The sequence below is a fragment of the Arthrobacter sp. G119Y2 genome (assembly GCF_038069765.1).
Classification (GTDB): domain Bacteria; phylum Actinomycetota; class Actinomycetes; order Actinomycetales; family Micrococcaceae; genus Arthrobacter_B.
In genome coordinates, this window is record NZ_JBBPFS010000001.1 from 510,288 (window position 1) to 525,643 (window position 15,356).

Consider the following 15,356-nt stretch of genomic DNA (forward strand, 5'->3'; position numbering starts at 1 on the left):
TGGCTTGCCCGGAATGCGCAGGGAATGTCGGCGGGGTCCGATAGTCTCGGTTTCAGCGGCATAAAGGCGTGCCGGCGACCAACAACGGGGGAGTGCTCATGGCATCCGGAAACACCGTGGAACACCTGGACGTGCTGATCATCGGTGCCGGGTTGAGCGGCATCGGCGCTGCCTGCCGCCTTCGTACTGACCACCCGGACCGCTCCATAACCCTGCTGGAGACGCGGGGCCGAGCGGGCGGCACCTGGGACCTCTTCCGGTATCCGGGCATTCGCTCCGACTCGGACCTGTACACCTTTGGGTATGACTTCCGTCCCTGGCGCGAAGAGAAGGCCATTGCGGACGGGCCAAGCATCCTGCGGTACCTGGAAGAAACAGCGGCCGAGTACGGGGTTGACCGCCTCATCCGCTACCACCGCCGTGTGGTCTCGGCGGACTGGTCCAGCAGGGATTCGCGCTGGAACATCCGAGCAGAGGTGACGCGGACTCCCGAGCCCGGTCCGGACGGAACCCGGGCGGAACCGGTGGGCACCGGGGAGTTTCTGGAGTTCACGGCCAACTGGATCTTCAATGCCGCCGGATATTACACCTACGACAAGGGCTATCTGCCGGACCTCCCGGGAGCTGACCGCTTTCCCGGCACCATCGTGCACCCGCAGCACTGGCCCGAAGACCTCAAGGTGAGCGGAAAGCGGGTAGCGGTCATTGGCAGCGGAGCGACAGCCGTCACGCTGGTGCCCGCGCTGGCCGATTTGGGTGCACACGTGACCATGGTGCAGCGCACCCCCACCTACATTCTCCCGATCCCGGCGGAGGATCCGCTCGCACGGCGGCTGTGCGGCGTCGTCGGCCCCGAACGCACCGGGCGCATCATGGCCGAGGTCAGTGCGCGTCGGCAGCGGCTTATCTGGTCCGTCTGCCAACGCTGGCCACGCGCATCCCGCAGGGTCATCAGGGTCATCCAGGGCAAGGCACTGCCAGCGGGCTTCGATCTGGACACGCACCTGAACCCGCCGTACGCGCCCTGGGACCAGCGGCTGTGCGCCGTACCTGACGGCGACTTCTTCGGTGCCCTGCGCAGCGGTTCGGCCGGCATCGTCACCGGTCGGATCGCCGAGCTCACTGAGCGCGGCATCACCATGGTTTCGGGGGAGGAAGTGACGGCGGACGTCATCGTCACTGCCACCGGCTTTACCCTTCAGATTCTGGGCGGAATGGAACTGCGTCTTGACGGCGTTCCCGTGAATCTCGCCGACCATGTGGCGTACCGGGGCGTCATGCTCAGCGGTGTGCCCAACATGGCGTTCGCCATCGGCTACACCAACGCGTCCTGGACCCTGAAAATTGGGCTTCTGACCCGCTGGTTTTCCCGTCTGCTCGCCCACATGGACCACCACGGCTACTCCGCAGCAGTGCCGGTCACGCCGGAAGGCCTGCAGACACGGCCGCTGCTGGACTTCGGCGCGGGCTACGTGCAGCGGAGCCTGGAGTCATTGCCCCGGCAGGGAACGGAAGCCCCGTGGCTAATGACGATGAACTTTCTTGCCGACCGCAAAGACCTGCAGAAGGGCGCCCTCGTCGACGAACATCTGCACTTTTCGGGGTCTGAGGGGCCGGCGGCGGGTGCGGCCGGAGCAGCGGGGGATGCGAAAACGGCCGCCGATGCGGAAACCGACCGCTTCGCCACCCTGCGGACAGGTGTGCGGATGTGTTACCGGGTGGACGGCCCTGCCGACGGCGAACCAGTAGTTCTCGTCTCCGGGCTCGGGATGGACCTCACGTCCTGGCCGGCGTCGATTGTGGACGGCCTGGCGGCTGCGGGATACCGGGTGATCCGGCCGGACAACCGCGACGCCGGCCGTTCCAGCAGGATGAACACGCCCACGCCCACCCTGCTGGATCAGGCCTTGGCCCGTCCACTCCCGGGCGCCTACCGCCTGGAAGACATGGCCGACGACGTCGTCGCGCTTCTGGACCATCTGGACGTGCCGCGTGCCCACCTTGCGGGAATGTCGCTGGGCGGAATGATTGCCCAATCGGTGGCTGCCCATCACCCTGACCGGGCACTGACCCTGACCTCCATCATTTCCACCACAGGTGCGCGAAAGACCGGTGCCGCGGCGTTGTCCACCAAGCGGCGTTTTGTCGCCCGCCCTCCGCGGTCCCGCGAAGAGTTCATCCGGGCCCGAGTGGGAATGATGCGGCATCTGGCCGGCCGTACCTACCCTGCGGATACAGCAAACGACACCGCGGCGGCCGCCCTCGCCTGGGACCGCGGCGCCTTCCCGGACGGCGGGACGGCAAGATCCCGCCAGCTCGGCGCTATCAACGCCTCGCAGGACCGTACACGTGATCTGGCCCGGATCATCGCTCCTACTCTGGTGATCCACGGCGACCGGGATCCCATAGTCCATCCCAGCGGGGGAACGGCAACGGCCGCCGCGGTGCCCGGGTCCCGCCATGTCACCATTCCCGGGATGGGGCACTACTTCCACCCGGTCATCGTGCCGGAGCTGCTGCGGCTCATTACCGGGCATCTGGCTGCACATCGGCAGGTTAACGCAAAAAGCGCACTGCAGCCTCGGCGGCAGTGAGCTCGTTACGGGTTCAGGAAGCGGACTTACTGCCCCATGCCGGGGTGCACCGGAACGAAGTCAATCTTGTTGTTGTCCAGGACCCGCTTCTTCGCGATGCGGGTGAATCCCTTGGCATCCAGGCCGTTCTTTTCGCGGAAGACCGCCAGGGCATCGTCGTATGCCTTGTTGATCCGGGCGCCGGTGATGACCTCGGTGGTTCCGTCGGTGAAAGTGATGCTGACGGAGGCCGACTGGGGGAAATGCCGGTCCATGCGGATGAAGCCGTCGTGGCGCTGCTGAAGATTGATCAAGTGGTTCCACCTTTGGAGATTGCGAACTACCAGTCTTCCCTATTCCGGCGGCTCTGGAGTGCAGAGTTGCCTCTTGGCGATGACAACGGTTGCGTCGGTGGCCTCCCTGCGGGCGATTTCCGGGGCCAACCGGCGGGAAGCCATGACCAGTGCAACAGCCTCGGCCTGTCGTTCACTGCATTCCAGCAGCAGGCAGCCGTCCCGGCTCAGCCATTCCGGGGCGCCGGCAATGATCCGCCGGAGGACATCCAGTCCGTCGCTGCCGCCGTCGTGGGTTGCTGCCGGTTCATGGTTCCGAGCCTCGCGCGGAATGGTGTTCAGTTGCGCGGTGGGAATATACGGAGCGTTGGCGACGACGACGTCGACCCGGCCTCGCAGGTCATGCGGGAGGGGCGAAAACAGATCTCCCTCGAAAACCGCGGCCTTGCCGGTGAGATTCAGGCGGGCGCACCGTACGGCGGCCGGGTGGATGTCCACCGCATACGCCTCAAACGGTGAAGCTGAATGTCCGGATATCGCTAGTGTCACGGCTCCTGAGCCGCAGCAGAGCTCAACGACCAGGGGACGGGGATGCCCGGCTTGCCCGGAGCGTTCCCCGGTCTTGGTGAGTTCGGCAGCGTCGGCGAGTCCGGTGAACTGGCTGATGGCGGCAATGGCACGGTCGGCAAGGAGTTCGGTTCGGCGCCGGGGTACAAATACGCCCGGCGCAACCGGAACCCGTAGTCCATAGAATTCGGACCAGCCAAGGATCTGCTCCAGCGGTATTCCGGCGCAGCGGCGCCTGACCCTGTCTTCCAGAATCTCGGTATTTTCTGGTTCGGCGGCGAGCAGGGCCGCTTCCTCTTCGGCAAAGACACAGCCGGCTGCCCGTAGCCGTGCAATGAGTTCCGGTACCGGATTTACTGTTGAGTCCACCGGCACACTGTCACAGGTCACGTCCGGTAGGGCAATGGGCTGCGTCGATATGGGTTCTGCCTCGATTACAGCGTTCTGTGAAGCGAGAACATGAAGGGGGCTGCGGGCCTGCGCATGTCCATGGCTCCCAGCAGTGTATTCGCGTCTACCTTCCGGAAGGCGTCGTTGACAGGCAGCGCATCGTAAATCATGGTTGCGGAGACTACGCCGCGGTACTCCATCATTCGAAGCCGTGCACGGGGCCGGCCCGTTCTGGTCAGCTGGAGAAGTGGACGGGCAGCCCTTCCCGCGCCGGGATGTTTGTGCACCAGCGGTCCGATCCGCAGTGCCAGCCGGAGTGGGACGAGTCCCGGGTTCACCTCGAACTCCTTACCGGCCGCGGTCCGGAAGATTAGCGGACGAGCGGCCTCAGCGCCCTCGAACCGCTTACCCTGCCAACCCAGCGGCCCCAGGGCACCGTCAAGCCGGTGACCTGTTGGAACGTCGGCGCCGTGCCAGTCGCCGATCACTTCGTCTAAGCGAACTGGAGGAAGTGAATCGAAGAAGGCCAGCGCTTCGGCTGCTGTTGTGCCACGGCTCAGGGTGCTTAGCCGTTCTGCCGGCGTCTTTTTCGGTGTCCGCTGTTCTGATGTCTGCTGTTCCGGATTATGCCGTTCCGAATGCGGAGTCTGTAGCGGATGTTGAGTCTGTTGATCTGGATGTTGTTGACTCATGCTGGTCCTTTCGTCTTGTCGCCCCTCGCCGCTTCGTTTCCCAAGGGTGGGCTTCCTAGAGAGCCACCTGCCTAGAGAGCCACCTTTCCTGGAGAACCCCCTTCCGGAGGTACCTTTCCGGGGAGGGGCCGGCCGTTGCCTGGGAACCCTCTTCTTGCGGAGCCGGTGCGTTGGAGGAGCCCCTTCCCGGGGAGCCACTGCCTCCCGTGGAACCAATGTAATCCCCGGCTGGCGCGCTCGCAGATATACAAGGAGCTACAGTTCGCTCGAGGCGTCCGAGGCCGACTAACCGGGCTCGGGAGTGGACAGAGAGCCTCGGAACAGATGGAAAGCTAAGACCGCGCGAGTGGGCCGACGTTAATTTGGAGTATCTGACCAGTATGTGGATTTCCCGGAAACAGTGGTCTATTTCACTAAAATAGAAGACATGTACTACTCCCCAGCTGTTGAAGACGAAGGCAGGAGTACCCCTTTGGCTTCCACTCCCGCTTCTGTCCCCACTTCTACTCGCGGTGCTTCGCCTCGGGCGTCAACCGCTCAGAACCAGACCTTGACCCCAGCCGCTCGAAACAGGAACCCGGCCACCCGAAGCGAAGCGGCCACTACTGCCGGCTCTCCGGCAACAGCGGGATCGGCGAAAGCTTCGGAACCCGCCAAGTGCCCGGCAGCGTTCGAACCGGCAGGGAACCCTGCGGCGCTGGAGACGGCGGAGCGGGTGCGGCTGATCGATGAGATCCGTGCTCTGGAGGACCTCAAGAATGTCATCACGGCTGCGCAGGCCCGTGCCGCGGCTGCCTTTGATGCTTCCATCCGCACCGCCCAGGCCGCCGCCGGGCTGAAGGCTGATCAGCTGGGGAAGGGTGTTGCCGCGCAGATCGCCCTGGCCCGGAGGGAATCCCCGCACAACGGGGCGAAGCTGCTGGGCCTGGCACGAATCCTCACCACGGAAATGCCCCATACCCTGCACGCCCTGACCCTCGGGGTGATCAGTGAGTGGCGGGCCACGATCCTGGTCCGGGAAACCGCCTGCCTGTCCCTGGCCGACCGGCAAAAGGTTGATGAACTGGTGGCCGGGAATCCGGGTGAGTTGGAGCAGCTCGGGGACCGGCAGCTGATCGCGAGGATCAAGTCCCTGTCCTACGGTCTGGATCCGCATGCGGTGGTGAAACGTGCCGCGCATGCGGTCTCGGAGCGGTTTGTGTCCTGCCGGCCGGCACCGGACACCATGACCTGGGTGACGGCCCTGCTGCCGGTCGCCCAGGGAGTGGGCGTGTATGCGGCCCTGACGCGGGAAGCGGACAGGCTCCGGGCAACGGGGGATCCGCGGTCGAAGGGTCAGATCATGGCTGACACGTTCGTGGAACGCACCACGGGGCAGGCTCGGGCGGAGGATGTTCGGGTTGAGGTGCAGCTGATCATGACGGATCGGGCTCTGCTGCACGGAATCCGGCCGCCGGAAGACGGAATCCTGCCGCAGAAGGACAAGGCTCAGCGGAAACAGGAACGGCACCAGGGCCAGCCGGAACCGGACCCGGGCAGCTTCCAGGGAGAGCGGCTGCGGCGAAGCAGGGCGCCGTGGCAGAATCTTGGTCCTGAACAGGGCAGCCGCCGGAACCAAAGCCACAGCCAGTACCGGGGCCGGAGCCAGAGCCAGAGCCAGAGCCAGAGTCAGCGTCAGGACCAAAGCGGAGAGTCATTAGAAGCCGCAGGCTCCTTTGTTCCGGACGGGGCGGAGCCGGCGATTCTGGCCGGTTACGGGATCGTTCCGGCGCAGTGGGCCAGGGACTTGATCCGCGGACCAAACCCAGCGGAAGCAGCGCCGGACCATCCGGATAGATCACCTGACAGTACCGGCAGCACCGGCAGTACCGGCGCCTGTTGGGGTACGCCTCCGGCCCGCCCGGATCCGCGCACCGAAGTCTGGCTCCGCCGCCTCTACGTCACACCGGACACCGGACAGCTCACCGCGATGGATTCCCGGGCCCGGCTGGTACCCCGCGGCCTGGCCCGGCTGATCGCAGCACGGGACCAGGTTTGCCGGACCCCGTGGTGCGGAGCACCCATCCGACACTACGACCACATCACCCCCGCACGCGAGGGCGGACCCACCAGTGCCGAGAACATCCAGGGACTGTGCCAGGCCTGCAACCAGGCCAAGGAAGCACCAGGCTGGGAAGCACGCCCCTCAGTTCTCCAGCCCGTGTTCGCCAAGGAATCCGGCGGTAAGAACCAGCCGCCGCCGAATCGGCACAGCGTCAACACCGTGACACCCACCGGACACGTCTACACGTCAACGGCTCCATCCCTTCCCGCGATTCACGTGTGATTCCTTCCATGCAGAGATTCGATTATGCCGGGCAACTTGCGGAATAGAGGCAGTCCACCAGGTGGGGCCACAAATGAGGCAGGCAAATCTGAAAAGTGGTTATGCGAGCACTCCGCTCCACGCCGCCGCCCGATCGGAAACTGTCTCTGAAGCGTAGTAACTGAGTGATCTGCAGGCCCGCTTTGTTACCTAGTCTCTCCCGGAATCCTCCTGCGCCGGCAATGGGTGGCTCTTCGAAGGTGCAAACTGAAGAGGCACCGGCACCGGCACCGGGACGCCGCAGCCCTCGGTCGACGGTAGAGTGTCACATGGTTGTGACAATCAGCCGATCACCTTTTGTTGGAGAGCGAATGACCAGTGAGAACCGGCCGCAGATTACAGTTATCAGGAAAACCAACCTGAGAGAGACTGTGGCGCGGGCTCTCCGTGCTGCCATCATTTCGGGAGAGATGGTGCCCGGTGTCGTGTATTCGGCACCTAGCCTCGGGACGCGTTTCGGTGTTTCCGCCACCCCCGTGCGCGAGGCGATGTTGGATCTCGTACGGGAGAACCTGGTTACAGTGGAACCAAACAAGGGCTTCCGCGTTACGGAGGTGTCGGAGGAAGATCTGGATCAGATGGCGGCGATCAGGCTGCTTCTCGAACCGCCCGTGGTACGTAGCATTGTCCCCGATGTTCCCGCTGCGGACCTGCCGCGGCTGCGTGAGATGGCACAGCAAATTGTTGACCGGGCAGCAGCGGCAGACCTTGTAGGCTACACGGACGCTGATCGTGAGTTCCATCTCCGCTTGCTTGACTACAGCGGTAACCGCCGGCTCGTGGAGCTGGTTGCCGACCTGCGGTCCCACAGCCGCCTCCTGGGGCTCAATGCTCTGGTTGAACGCGGCGAGCTGAGCCCCTCAGCGGAGGAACACGTGAAAATGGTTGACCTCATTGAGCAGGGCCGGGCAGAAGAGCTGGAAGAGCTGATGCGGTCCCACATCTTAAAGGTCCGGGAAATGTGGGCGAAGCCGCCGGTCTCCTAGAACCGGCGGCTTCGCCTGTGAAGTCGTTGGCGGACCCCTAACCTACCGCTTACCGTCCACCATCCGTGGCAGATTTAGTGGATTGGCCTCCTGCAAAGCTTCCGGCAGCAGATGGGGCGGGAACCCCTGATATGCCACCGGACGCAGGAAACGGCCAATGGCCGCAGTGCCGACCGACGTGGATCCGCTGGCAGTGGTGGCCGGGTAGGGACCGCCGTGCTGCTGAGCATAGGTGACCGAAACGCCGGTCGGCCAGTCATTCCACAGCACCCGGCCAGCCTTGCGGGCCAGGACGGTGATCAGCTCCTGGACGGGGCAGGTGTCAGTTCCGTGGACCGTGGCCGTCAACTGACCTTCGAAACTCTCCGCCAAGGGTACAAGCTGAGCTTCGGAAGAGTACTCCACCACCAGTGCTGTCGGGCCAAAACACTCGGTCTGAAAGCTGCGGGGGTCAGTGAGCATCTGTTCGGCCGTAGTCAGCAGGAGCGTCGGGCTCGGCGGATCGGTGAGCGGGTCCTGCCCTTGCACCAAGGTGCCAATCTCCGGGTGGCCCGCGAGCTCTTGGAACACCTCCAGATAGCCGTCCTGAATGCGCTGGTTAAGGAGCGGCGCGGCTGCGGGCAGCGCCGCTGCGCGCAGCTGTTCCACCAGGCCGGACCCGGCTGGAACAAAGAAGGTACCGGGCTTCGTGCAGAACTGGCCCGCGCCTGCCGAGAAGGATGCAACAAAAGCGGCCGCAATGTCTGCCCCGCGCTCAGCTGCTGCTGCTTCGGTGACAAAGACTGGGTTGTTGCTGCCCAGCTCCCCGAAGAACGGAATGGGCTCAGGCCGCGAAGCCGCCAAATCGAACAGAGCCCGGCCGCCGCTGATCGAACCGGTGAAAGATCCGGCTCTCACCCGCGGGTCGGTGAGCGCTTCGCGGCCAGCTGCGGTTCCGTAAACTACGGCAAAGGTTCCCTGCGGAGCACCTGCATCTGTGAGGGCACCCGTCAGGACGGCCGCGGTAAGGGCAGAGAGCTCCGGATGCCCGGAGTGTGCCTTCAACACCACGGGATTGCCTGCTGCCAGAGCTGAGGCGGTGTCTCCGCCCGCAACGGAAAAGGCAAACGGGAAGTTGCTGGCAGCAAAGACAACCACGGGCCCAAGCGGTTCCAATACACGCCGAAGATCCGGCCGAGGTGCACCCATCGGCCAGTCTGGATCAGCGTGGTCGATCCTGGCGTCGAGGTAGCTGCCGTCGCGCAACACCTGCGCAAAAAGCTGCAGCTGGAACGTGGTGCGTTTGAGTTCGCCCTTGAGGCGAGCTTCAGGCAGATGTGTTTCTCGCATGCCTACCGGGACCAGCTCAGGGGCTGCGGCATTGAGGGCATCCGCGGCAGCGTCTAGGAATGCTGCCCGTTCGCTGGGCCGGAAGGCGCCCAGTGGCGCCGCGGCTGCCGAGGCGGCCGCCAGCACGATCTCAAGTTCTGCCTCAGTGGTCGCTGCGGGACGGGAAAGAGATACTTCGGTCATGCCGGAGACTCCGTTCTGCTAGGGGGTGAATTTATTGGGTCGGTCAGGGCGGCTAGGTCTCCCAAGCTGACGGGGGCGGCCAACGGGCGCTTGGCAGCAGAAGCCAGCGAAACCGCCGACGGAGCTGCTTCCAGACCTGCAGTCAGGCAGCCGGCGGCAAAGCCGCAGACCCGGCCCTGGCACCACCCCATTCCGGTGCGGGTCAGTGACTTCAGAGTTCGGGAATCCGAGGCGCCGAGCGTTTGGAGAGCATTCTGCGCTTCTCCGACCGTGACTTCCTCACAGCGGCAGAGAAGGGTGTCCGGGCGCTGCCACTGGGGCCACGCCGGTGGGATGGGATGGGCTGCATGCATCGCGGCTGCAAACCGCCGGTAAGCCTGCTTCCGGTCCCGGCGCGGTGAAGCGGAAGCTCCAGCCAAGCTGAGGGCGGCAGCTGTGCCGGCGGTATCCCCCTCCAGCACGGACAACATCGCTCCGCCGACGCCGGTGATCTCGCCTGCAAGAAAGAGGCCGGGGACGCTGGACTCCTGGGAGTCGTTCACCATCCCGACGAGCGATCCGTCAGCATCGATGGTGGTCTGCACGCCCAGGGCTGTTGGGAGCTCAAGTTGCGGGGTGAACCCCCAGCCGAAGCCGACCGTGTCCACATGGTGTATCGTCCGCTCGGTTCCGGGACGGACCCGGCCCCGCTCATCGACCCGGGCGGTCCGTACCCCCTGCACCCGGTCTGCGCCCAACACTTCCGTGACCACGGTACGGGTACGTAAGGGAATCCGGTGACGGGCAAAGACGCCGGCATACTCCGCTCCCTCTATTGCCTTTTCGGGGACCAGTGCGGCGGCAGGGAGATGGGGCAGCCAATTGGTCAGAGCCGCTGAATCATAAACTCCGAGGACCTTGCCACCGGTCGCAGCAATACCGGCAGCCACGGAGAGGAGGAACGGACCGGTACCCGCGACGACAAACCGTTTACCGGGCAGCATGCCGTTGGCTTTGATGAAACCCTGAATTCCGCCGGCTGCCATCACTCCCGGGAGGTCCCAGCCGGGCACGGGCAGCTGACGGTCGTATCCGCCGGTGCACAGTACTGCCTTGGGGGCGATTACGGATATCCCCTCCGTTGTCGAATCGACTACAGGGCTGGTGCGCAGAACAAAACCCTCCGCTGAGTGTTGTGCCATCCACACCTGCTGGCCGGGAAAGTACCTGAGCCGACCGTCCGCGACGGCGGCGTCAAAACGTCGGCGCAGACCACGGTAGGTCCTCCAACCGTGGTGGCCCGCTCCGTCCGGATCCGGAAAACTGCTTTCGGACCGGTGCCGCCAGTATTGCCCGCCCGGCTGGGCACCGCTGTCAATCACCACCACGCTGACGCCGCGGTCAACTGCAGCTGCTGCAGCGGCCAAGCCGGCGGGACCTGCACCAACAACCACCACCGCTGCTGTAACTTTCGGGCTCATTCGCGGGGTCCTTTGGCCGGTACCTGCCCAGAGAATGCATCGGAATTGCGCGTGAGCGTGCCGCGAATTTTCATGCCTTCGGCTACTTCGGCCAGGCAGGCGCGCTGGTTAGGTTGTCCGTTAATCGTTACGAGGCAGTCATAACAAACGCCGATGCCGCAGAACAGGCCACGAGGACGACCCGCGCCCCGGGTTCCACGCCAGGCAGTGATGCCTGCACCGATGAGCGCTGCGCCCACACTTTGTCCCGCTTCGGCCTGAATGGCCCTGCCTTCAAAATCTGCGCGCACCACGGCCGGGATATGGTCCGGCTCCGTTGTTGCGGGCGTTCTGCGCTGCTTCATGCTGGGGTCTCCTCTCGGGCTGAAAAGGCTGAGGCCGGTGCTGGCTCACCAAAGCGCGCTGGTGCAAAAGCATCCAGCGGCAGGTCGGTGGCTTCTCCGGCCAGGGCCTGAGCGAGCAGCTTTCCCGTTCCGGCCGAAAGCCCAATCCCGGCTCCTTCATGCCCGGCCGAATGCCACAGTCCCGGTGCCCGTTCGTCGGGCCCGATGACAGGCAAATGGTCAGGGCAGTACGGACGGAAGCCGTGGTAGTGGCGCAGGACCTTCACGCGTTCCAGGAATGGGAACAGCTCCAGGGCGTTGGAGGCCATTTTTTGCAGTGCCTCTGCGCTGACCCTGGCATCGAATCCCACGCGCTCACGGCTGGAGCCAATCAGGATAGTGCCGGATGCCGTACCTTCAACCACCGGGGAAGTCTGGAGGCCGGCGTCGGAGCTGCCCACGTTATCGATGTATTCCGCTGCGTAAACCTTGTGATGGACCATGGGCGCAAGAGGCTCGGTGACCATCACAAAACCGCGCCGCGGGAGAACCGGAACCCTGACGCCTGCCAGTGCTGCCAGCTGTCCGGCCCATGTTCCGGCGCAGTTCACGACGGCGCCGGCGTGGAAGATCCCTGTGGCAGTCCGTACCCCAATGACGGAATCTCCGCGGCGCAGGAATCCGGTGACCTTGGTATTGGGTATCACTACCGCGCCGTTTTGGCGGGCCAGACGGAGCAGATGGGCGACCACCAGCATGGGTTGCACCTGGCAATCCTCCGGGTAGCTCGCCCCGCCAAGCGCAGCCGGATTGATGTTGGGTTCGAGCCCGCGCAGTTCGGCGGCATCCAGGGGCACAACGGACACGCCGAAGCCGGACTGGGCGGCCATCACCCGGTTCAGGGATTCCAGGCTGCTCTCCCGAGAGGCAACGATCACCCCGCCCTTGGCCTCAAATTCCCACAGGCCTTTGTGCTCCTCCAAGTCACCGTGCCAGACACTGAGTGAGTAGCGGGTCAGTTCGAGTTCCGGACCGAGTTCCTTGTCCGAAACCAGGATGTTTCCTTCGCAGGCTGAAGATGTGCCGCTGCCGGGCGCGCCCTGATCCAGGACCGTGACCCGCAGGCCCTTGCGGCTGGCAAAGTAAGCGGTAGCGGCACCGATGACGCCGGCACCGATGATGACGACGTCGGCGGGAGCGTTCACGCCGGCACCTCCTTGGCAGTTGCGGGGGAATGATTCCGGATCATGACGTTGATCCGGGTGCCTTGAACACCAGTGCTGCCGTCACCAGATCCTGCCAGGCCATGCCCACCCCCGAGTAGAGGCAGGGACGGCCGGGGGTGCGGACCAGTTTTCCCTGCACGAGCTCGCGCAGGTTGACCGGCGGCATCTGCTGCCACTGCGCAACGCTTCGGGCAGGAATGAGGTCTCCGCTTTCCCGCCAGGCCGAAGCCCGGCCCTCCACCACTACGTCGCTTCTCAGGACCAGCGTGGCATCCACTTCCCTCGCGTCGAGACCATGCTGGCCCACGGATGCAACAATGGCGTTGGCTGCCGGCAGGGAACCGTCGAAAAGCGGGATCGTCGACGTCGTCAGGCACAGCAGGACGTCAGCTTCCGGGACCAGTGCTTCCGTTCCTTCGGTAACGGCGATCCCTTCGCTGTCCAGCTCCCGGATCAGGCCCCGAACCCGGTCGGGACGGCGCCCGACGACGGCGAACCGGGCCGTCGGAAACAGTGCCCTGGCCGCGCGTATATGGTTCAGCGCCTGTACTCCGGCGCCGAAGACAACAAACAGCGGGTCGGTGGGGAACGGCGCCGAGACGGGAGCAGCTTCAGCCATGTGCCGCACGGCCAGCAGGGTTGTGGCAGGAGTGCGCACCGCTGTCAGTTCCGTCCCGTCCATCGTCGCCAGCGGCGCCGAGGTACTGGAGTCAAAGAGAACATAGACGCCCTGGATTTTATTCAGCCCGAGTTCCGGGTTGGACGGTGCCACGGTCAGGACCTTGACGCCGCTGTAGCGGGCTCCGCTGGTTGGCATAATCAGGAATTCTCCGGCCGGAGAAGGGCTGAAGAGGCGGGGGCTGTCCTCCTCAGGATCCACTGAACTCCGCAGCGCATTTTCCAAAGCGGTGACAGCGGCGGGAAATGGGGCGGCAGCCCGCACAGCGGCGCCGTCGTAATAGGGGATGGTCACAGCAGGAATCCTTCCGGGAAGGGATCGGACGGGTCCAGGAAGTACTGGGCGGTTCCGGTCAGCCAGGCCCGTCCGGTAACGGTGGGGATGACGGCAGGGATACCGGCAACAGTTGTTTCTCCGATAAGTCTTCCGATGAAGCGGGACCCGATGTAGGACTCGTTCAGGAAGTCCGTATCCGTGGTCAATTCCTTGCGCGCATGCAGTTGAGCCATCCGGGCGCTTGTCCCGGTGCCGCAGGGGGAGCGGTCAAACCAGCCGGGGTGGATGGCCATGGCATGGCGGGAATGCACGGCTGTTGACCCGGGGGCCTCCAGATACACGTGGTGGCACCCGCGGATATCGCTCCGTTCGGGGTGCACCGGTTCGTTGTCTGCGTTGATTGCATCCATGATGGCCAGGCCTGCACGAAGCAGGTCATCCTTGCGTTCCCGTTCGAAGGGCAGCCCCAGCGAATCCAATGAGACAAAGGCGTAGAAGTTTCCCCCGAACGCCACGTCATACTGCACCCGGCCGTAGCCGGGGACTTGCACGACGGCGTCCAAGCGGTCCACGTAGGAGGGAACGTTGGTAATTGTCACGGATTCCGCCCGCCCGTCGCGCACTGCGACATCGGCGATGACAAGCCCGGCAGGGGTGTCCAGCCGTACCGTAGTGAACGGCTCGTGCACTTCCACCATGCCGGTTTCGACCAGAACGGTGGCGACGCCGATCGTGCCGTGCCCGCACATGGGCAGCAGTCCGGAAACCTCGATGTACAGGACGCCATAATCAGCATCCGGGCGGGTGGAGGGCTGAAGGATCGCTCCGCTCATGGATGCGTGCCCTCGCGGTTCGGTCATCAGCAGAGTGCGGATCGAGTCGTTATGCTCCAGGAACCACAGCCGGCGTTCCGCCATGGTGGCGCCCGGGATGGTGCCGATCCCGCCGGTAATGACCCGGGTGGGCATGCCCTCGGTGTGCGAGTCCACGGCGTGGAAAATACGGCTGGTTCTCATGACGCAGGCGTTCCTTAGAATCTTGGGGGCGGTGCGCCCCGAGGTGTGACCCGGGACGCACCGCATGGCGGAGATGAGCTTACTTGTATCCCTTGGCGAGTGCGGCTTCGGTGTCCCGGATGACGGCTTCACGTACAGCGTCGGACAGGGGGCCGCGCGGTGGCCGGCACGGGCCGCCCTTGCGGCCGGCAACGTCCATCGAGAGTTTGATGGCCTGGACGAATTCGGTTTTGCTGTCCCACCGCAGGAGGGAATGAAGGTCCTGGTAGATCTCGCGGGCCCGGGGCAGGTCCGAAATGTTCCCGGAGGTAGACAGGTTGTAGAGCTCCACCGTGGACTGGGGAATGGCGTTGGGATAGCCGGCCACCCACCCGACTGCTCCGGCGATGCCCATTTCCAGAACGGTGTCGTCGGTCCCGATCAACAAGTCCATTCCCGGCGCCAGTTCCTTTATCTCGTAGGCCCGGCGCACGTCTCCGGTGAACTCCTTGACGCCGACAATGAGGCCTTCGTTGTACAAGCGGGCGATCAGGTTGGGGGTCAAATCCACCTTGGTGTCGATGGGGTTGTTGTAGGCCACGATCGGAAGTCCGGCTTTGGCGGCGAGGCGGTAGTGTTCAAGCACTTCGTCGTCGTTGGCGCGGTAGGAGTTCGGCGGAAGCAGCATCAGGGCGCCGGCACCGGCTTCTGCGGCCTGCTCGGCCCATTTCTGGGACTGCAGGCCGCCGTAGGCGCCTACCCCCGCCATGACGGTAAAGCCTTCCGGGGAAGCGTCCACGGCGGTCTGAATTACCCGGGCGCGTTCCTCTTCGCTCAACGTCTGGTATTCCCCGAGCGATCCGTTCGGAGCCACGCCGTCGCAGCCGTTGTCAGCGAGAAACCGCACGTGTTCCGCGAAGCCGTCGTAGTCAATGGAGAGATCATCGTTCAGGGGAATGGCCGTGGCAACGAGTACGCCGTGCCAGGGTTTGCGGTTCTCGGTCATGGTGTCCTTTCGG

Annotated in this window: 13 protein-coding genes; 3 read left to right on the forward strand and 10 right to left on the reverse strand. The window is 64.5% G+C overall.

Features of this window, described 5'->3' with window-relative positions:
• Positions 1-98 precede the first annotated feature (98 nt).
• Positions 99-2,594, forward strand: a complete 2,496-nt coding sequence (locus WKB88_RS02455) for an alpha/beta fold hydrolase (protein ID WP_341392951.1) — start codon at positions 99-101, stop codon at positions 2,592-2,594.
• Positions 2,595-2,620: 26 nt separating this feature from the next.
• Here the strand turns inward: WKB88_RS02455 and WKB88_RS02460 are convergent, their stop codons facing one another.
• The 3 genes from WKB88_RS02460 to WKB88_RS02470 all read right to left on the reverse strand — a co-directional run bounded on the left by WKB88_RS02460 (position 2,621) and on the right by WKB88_RS02470 (position 4,383).
• Positions 2,621-2,887, reverse strand: coding sequence for a hypothetical protein (locus tag WKB88_RS02460; RefSeq protein ID WP_341392952.1), 267 nt, complete (start codon positions 2,885-2,887; stop codon positions 2,621-2,623).
• A 39-nt stretch (positions 2,888-2,926) separates the two neighbouring features.
• Entirely contained in the window at positions 2,927-3,802 is an 876-nt protein-coding gene (locus WKB88_RS02465; RefSeq protein WP_341392953.1) for a putative protein N(5)-glutamine methyltransferase, read from the reverse strand.
• A gap of 65 nt (positions 3,803-3,867) precedes the next feature.
• Positions 3,868-4,383, reverse strand: a complete 516-nt coding sequence (locus WKB88_RS02470) for a DUF4334 domain-containing protein (protein ID WP_445818860.1) — start codon at positions 4,381-4,383, stop codon at positions 3,868-3,870.
• 682 nt (positions 4,384-5,065) lie between these two features.
• On the opposite strand from WKB88_RS02470, the gene WKB88_RS02475 reads away from it, so the two are divergent.
• Together WKB88_RS02475 and WKB88_RS02480 are read left to right on the forward strand one after the other, a co-directional pair.
• Positions 5,066-6,841 carry an HNH endonuclease gene (locus WKB88_RS02475; protein WP_341392955.1) on the forward strand — a complete coding sequence of 592 codons (1,776 nt, stop codon included), beginning with the start codon at positions 5,066-5,068 and terminating at the stop codon, positions 6,839-6,841.
• 350 nt (positions 6,842-7,191) lie between these two features.
• Positions 7,192-7,866, forward strand: a complete 675-nt coding sequence (locus WKB88_RS02480; protein WP_341392956.1) for a GntR family transcriptional regulator — start codon at positions 7,192-7,194, stop codon at positions 7,864-7,866.
• A 42-nt stretch (positions 7,867-7,908) separates the two neighbouring features.
• Here WKB88_RS02480 and WKB88_RS02485 read toward each other — a convergent pair whose 3' ends face one another.
• From WKB88_RS02485 to WKB88_RS02515, 7 genes are all read right to left on the reverse strand, one after another.
• Positions 7,909-9,378: an aldehyde dehydrogenase (NADP(+)) gene (locus WKB88_RS02485; RefSeq protein ID WP_341392957.1), complete on the reverse strand. Its 1,470-nt coding sequence runs from the start codon at positions 9,376-9,378 to the stop codon at positions 7,909-7,911.
• Positions 9,375-10,838 carry an NAD(P)/FAD-dependent oxidoreductase gene (locus WKB88_RS02490; RefSeq protein ID WP_341392958.1) on the reverse strand — a complete coding sequence of 488 codons (1,464 nt, stop codon included), beginning with the start codon at positions 10,836-10,838 and terminating at the stop codon, positions 9,375-9,377. Before WKB88_RS02490 ends, WKB88_RS02485 begins: the two co-directional genes overlap by 4 nt.
• Positions 10,835-11,182 carry a (2Fe-2S)-binding protein gene (locus WKB88_RS02495; protein WP_341392959.1) on the reverse strand — a complete coding sequence of 116 codons (348 nt, stop codon included), beginning with the start codon at positions 11,180-11,182 and terminating at the stop codon, positions 10,835-10,837. Before WKB88_RS02495 ends, WKB88_RS02490 begins: the two co-directional genes overlap by 4 nt.
• Positions 11,179-12,366, reverse strand: coding sequence for an NAD(P)/FAD-dependent oxidoreductase (locus WKB88_RS02500; protein WP_341392960.1), 1,188 nt, complete (start codon positions 12,364-12,366; stop codon positions 11,179-11,181). Before WKB88_RS02500 ends, WKB88_RS02495 begins: the two co-directional genes overlap by 4 nt.
• A gap of 40 nt (positions 12,367-12,406) precedes the next feature.
• The gene (locus WKB88_RS02505) at positions 12,407-13,360 is read right to left on the reverse strand and encodes an ornithine cyclodeaminase family protein (protein ID WP_341392961.1); all 954 of its coding nucleotides are present in this window, start codon (positions 13,358-13,360) and stop codon (positions 12,407-12,409) included.
• The gene (locus WKB88_RS02510) at positions 13,357-14,358 is read right to left on the reverse strand and encodes a proline racemase family protein (protein WP_341392962.1); all 1,002 of its coding nucleotides are present in this window, start codon (positions 14,356-14,358) and stop codon (positions 13,357-13,359) included. Before WKB88_RS02510 ends, WKB88_RS02505 begins: the two co-directional genes overlap by 4 nt.
• Positions 14,359-14,437: 79 nt before the next feature.
• Positions 14,438-15,343: a dihydrodipicolinate synthase family protein gene (locus tag WKB88_RS02515; RefSeq protein ID WP_341392963.1), complete on the reverse strand. Its 906-nt coding sequence runs from the start codon at positions 15,341-15,343 to the stop codon at positions 14,438-14,440.
• Positions 15,344-15,356 lie beyond the last annotated feature (13 nt).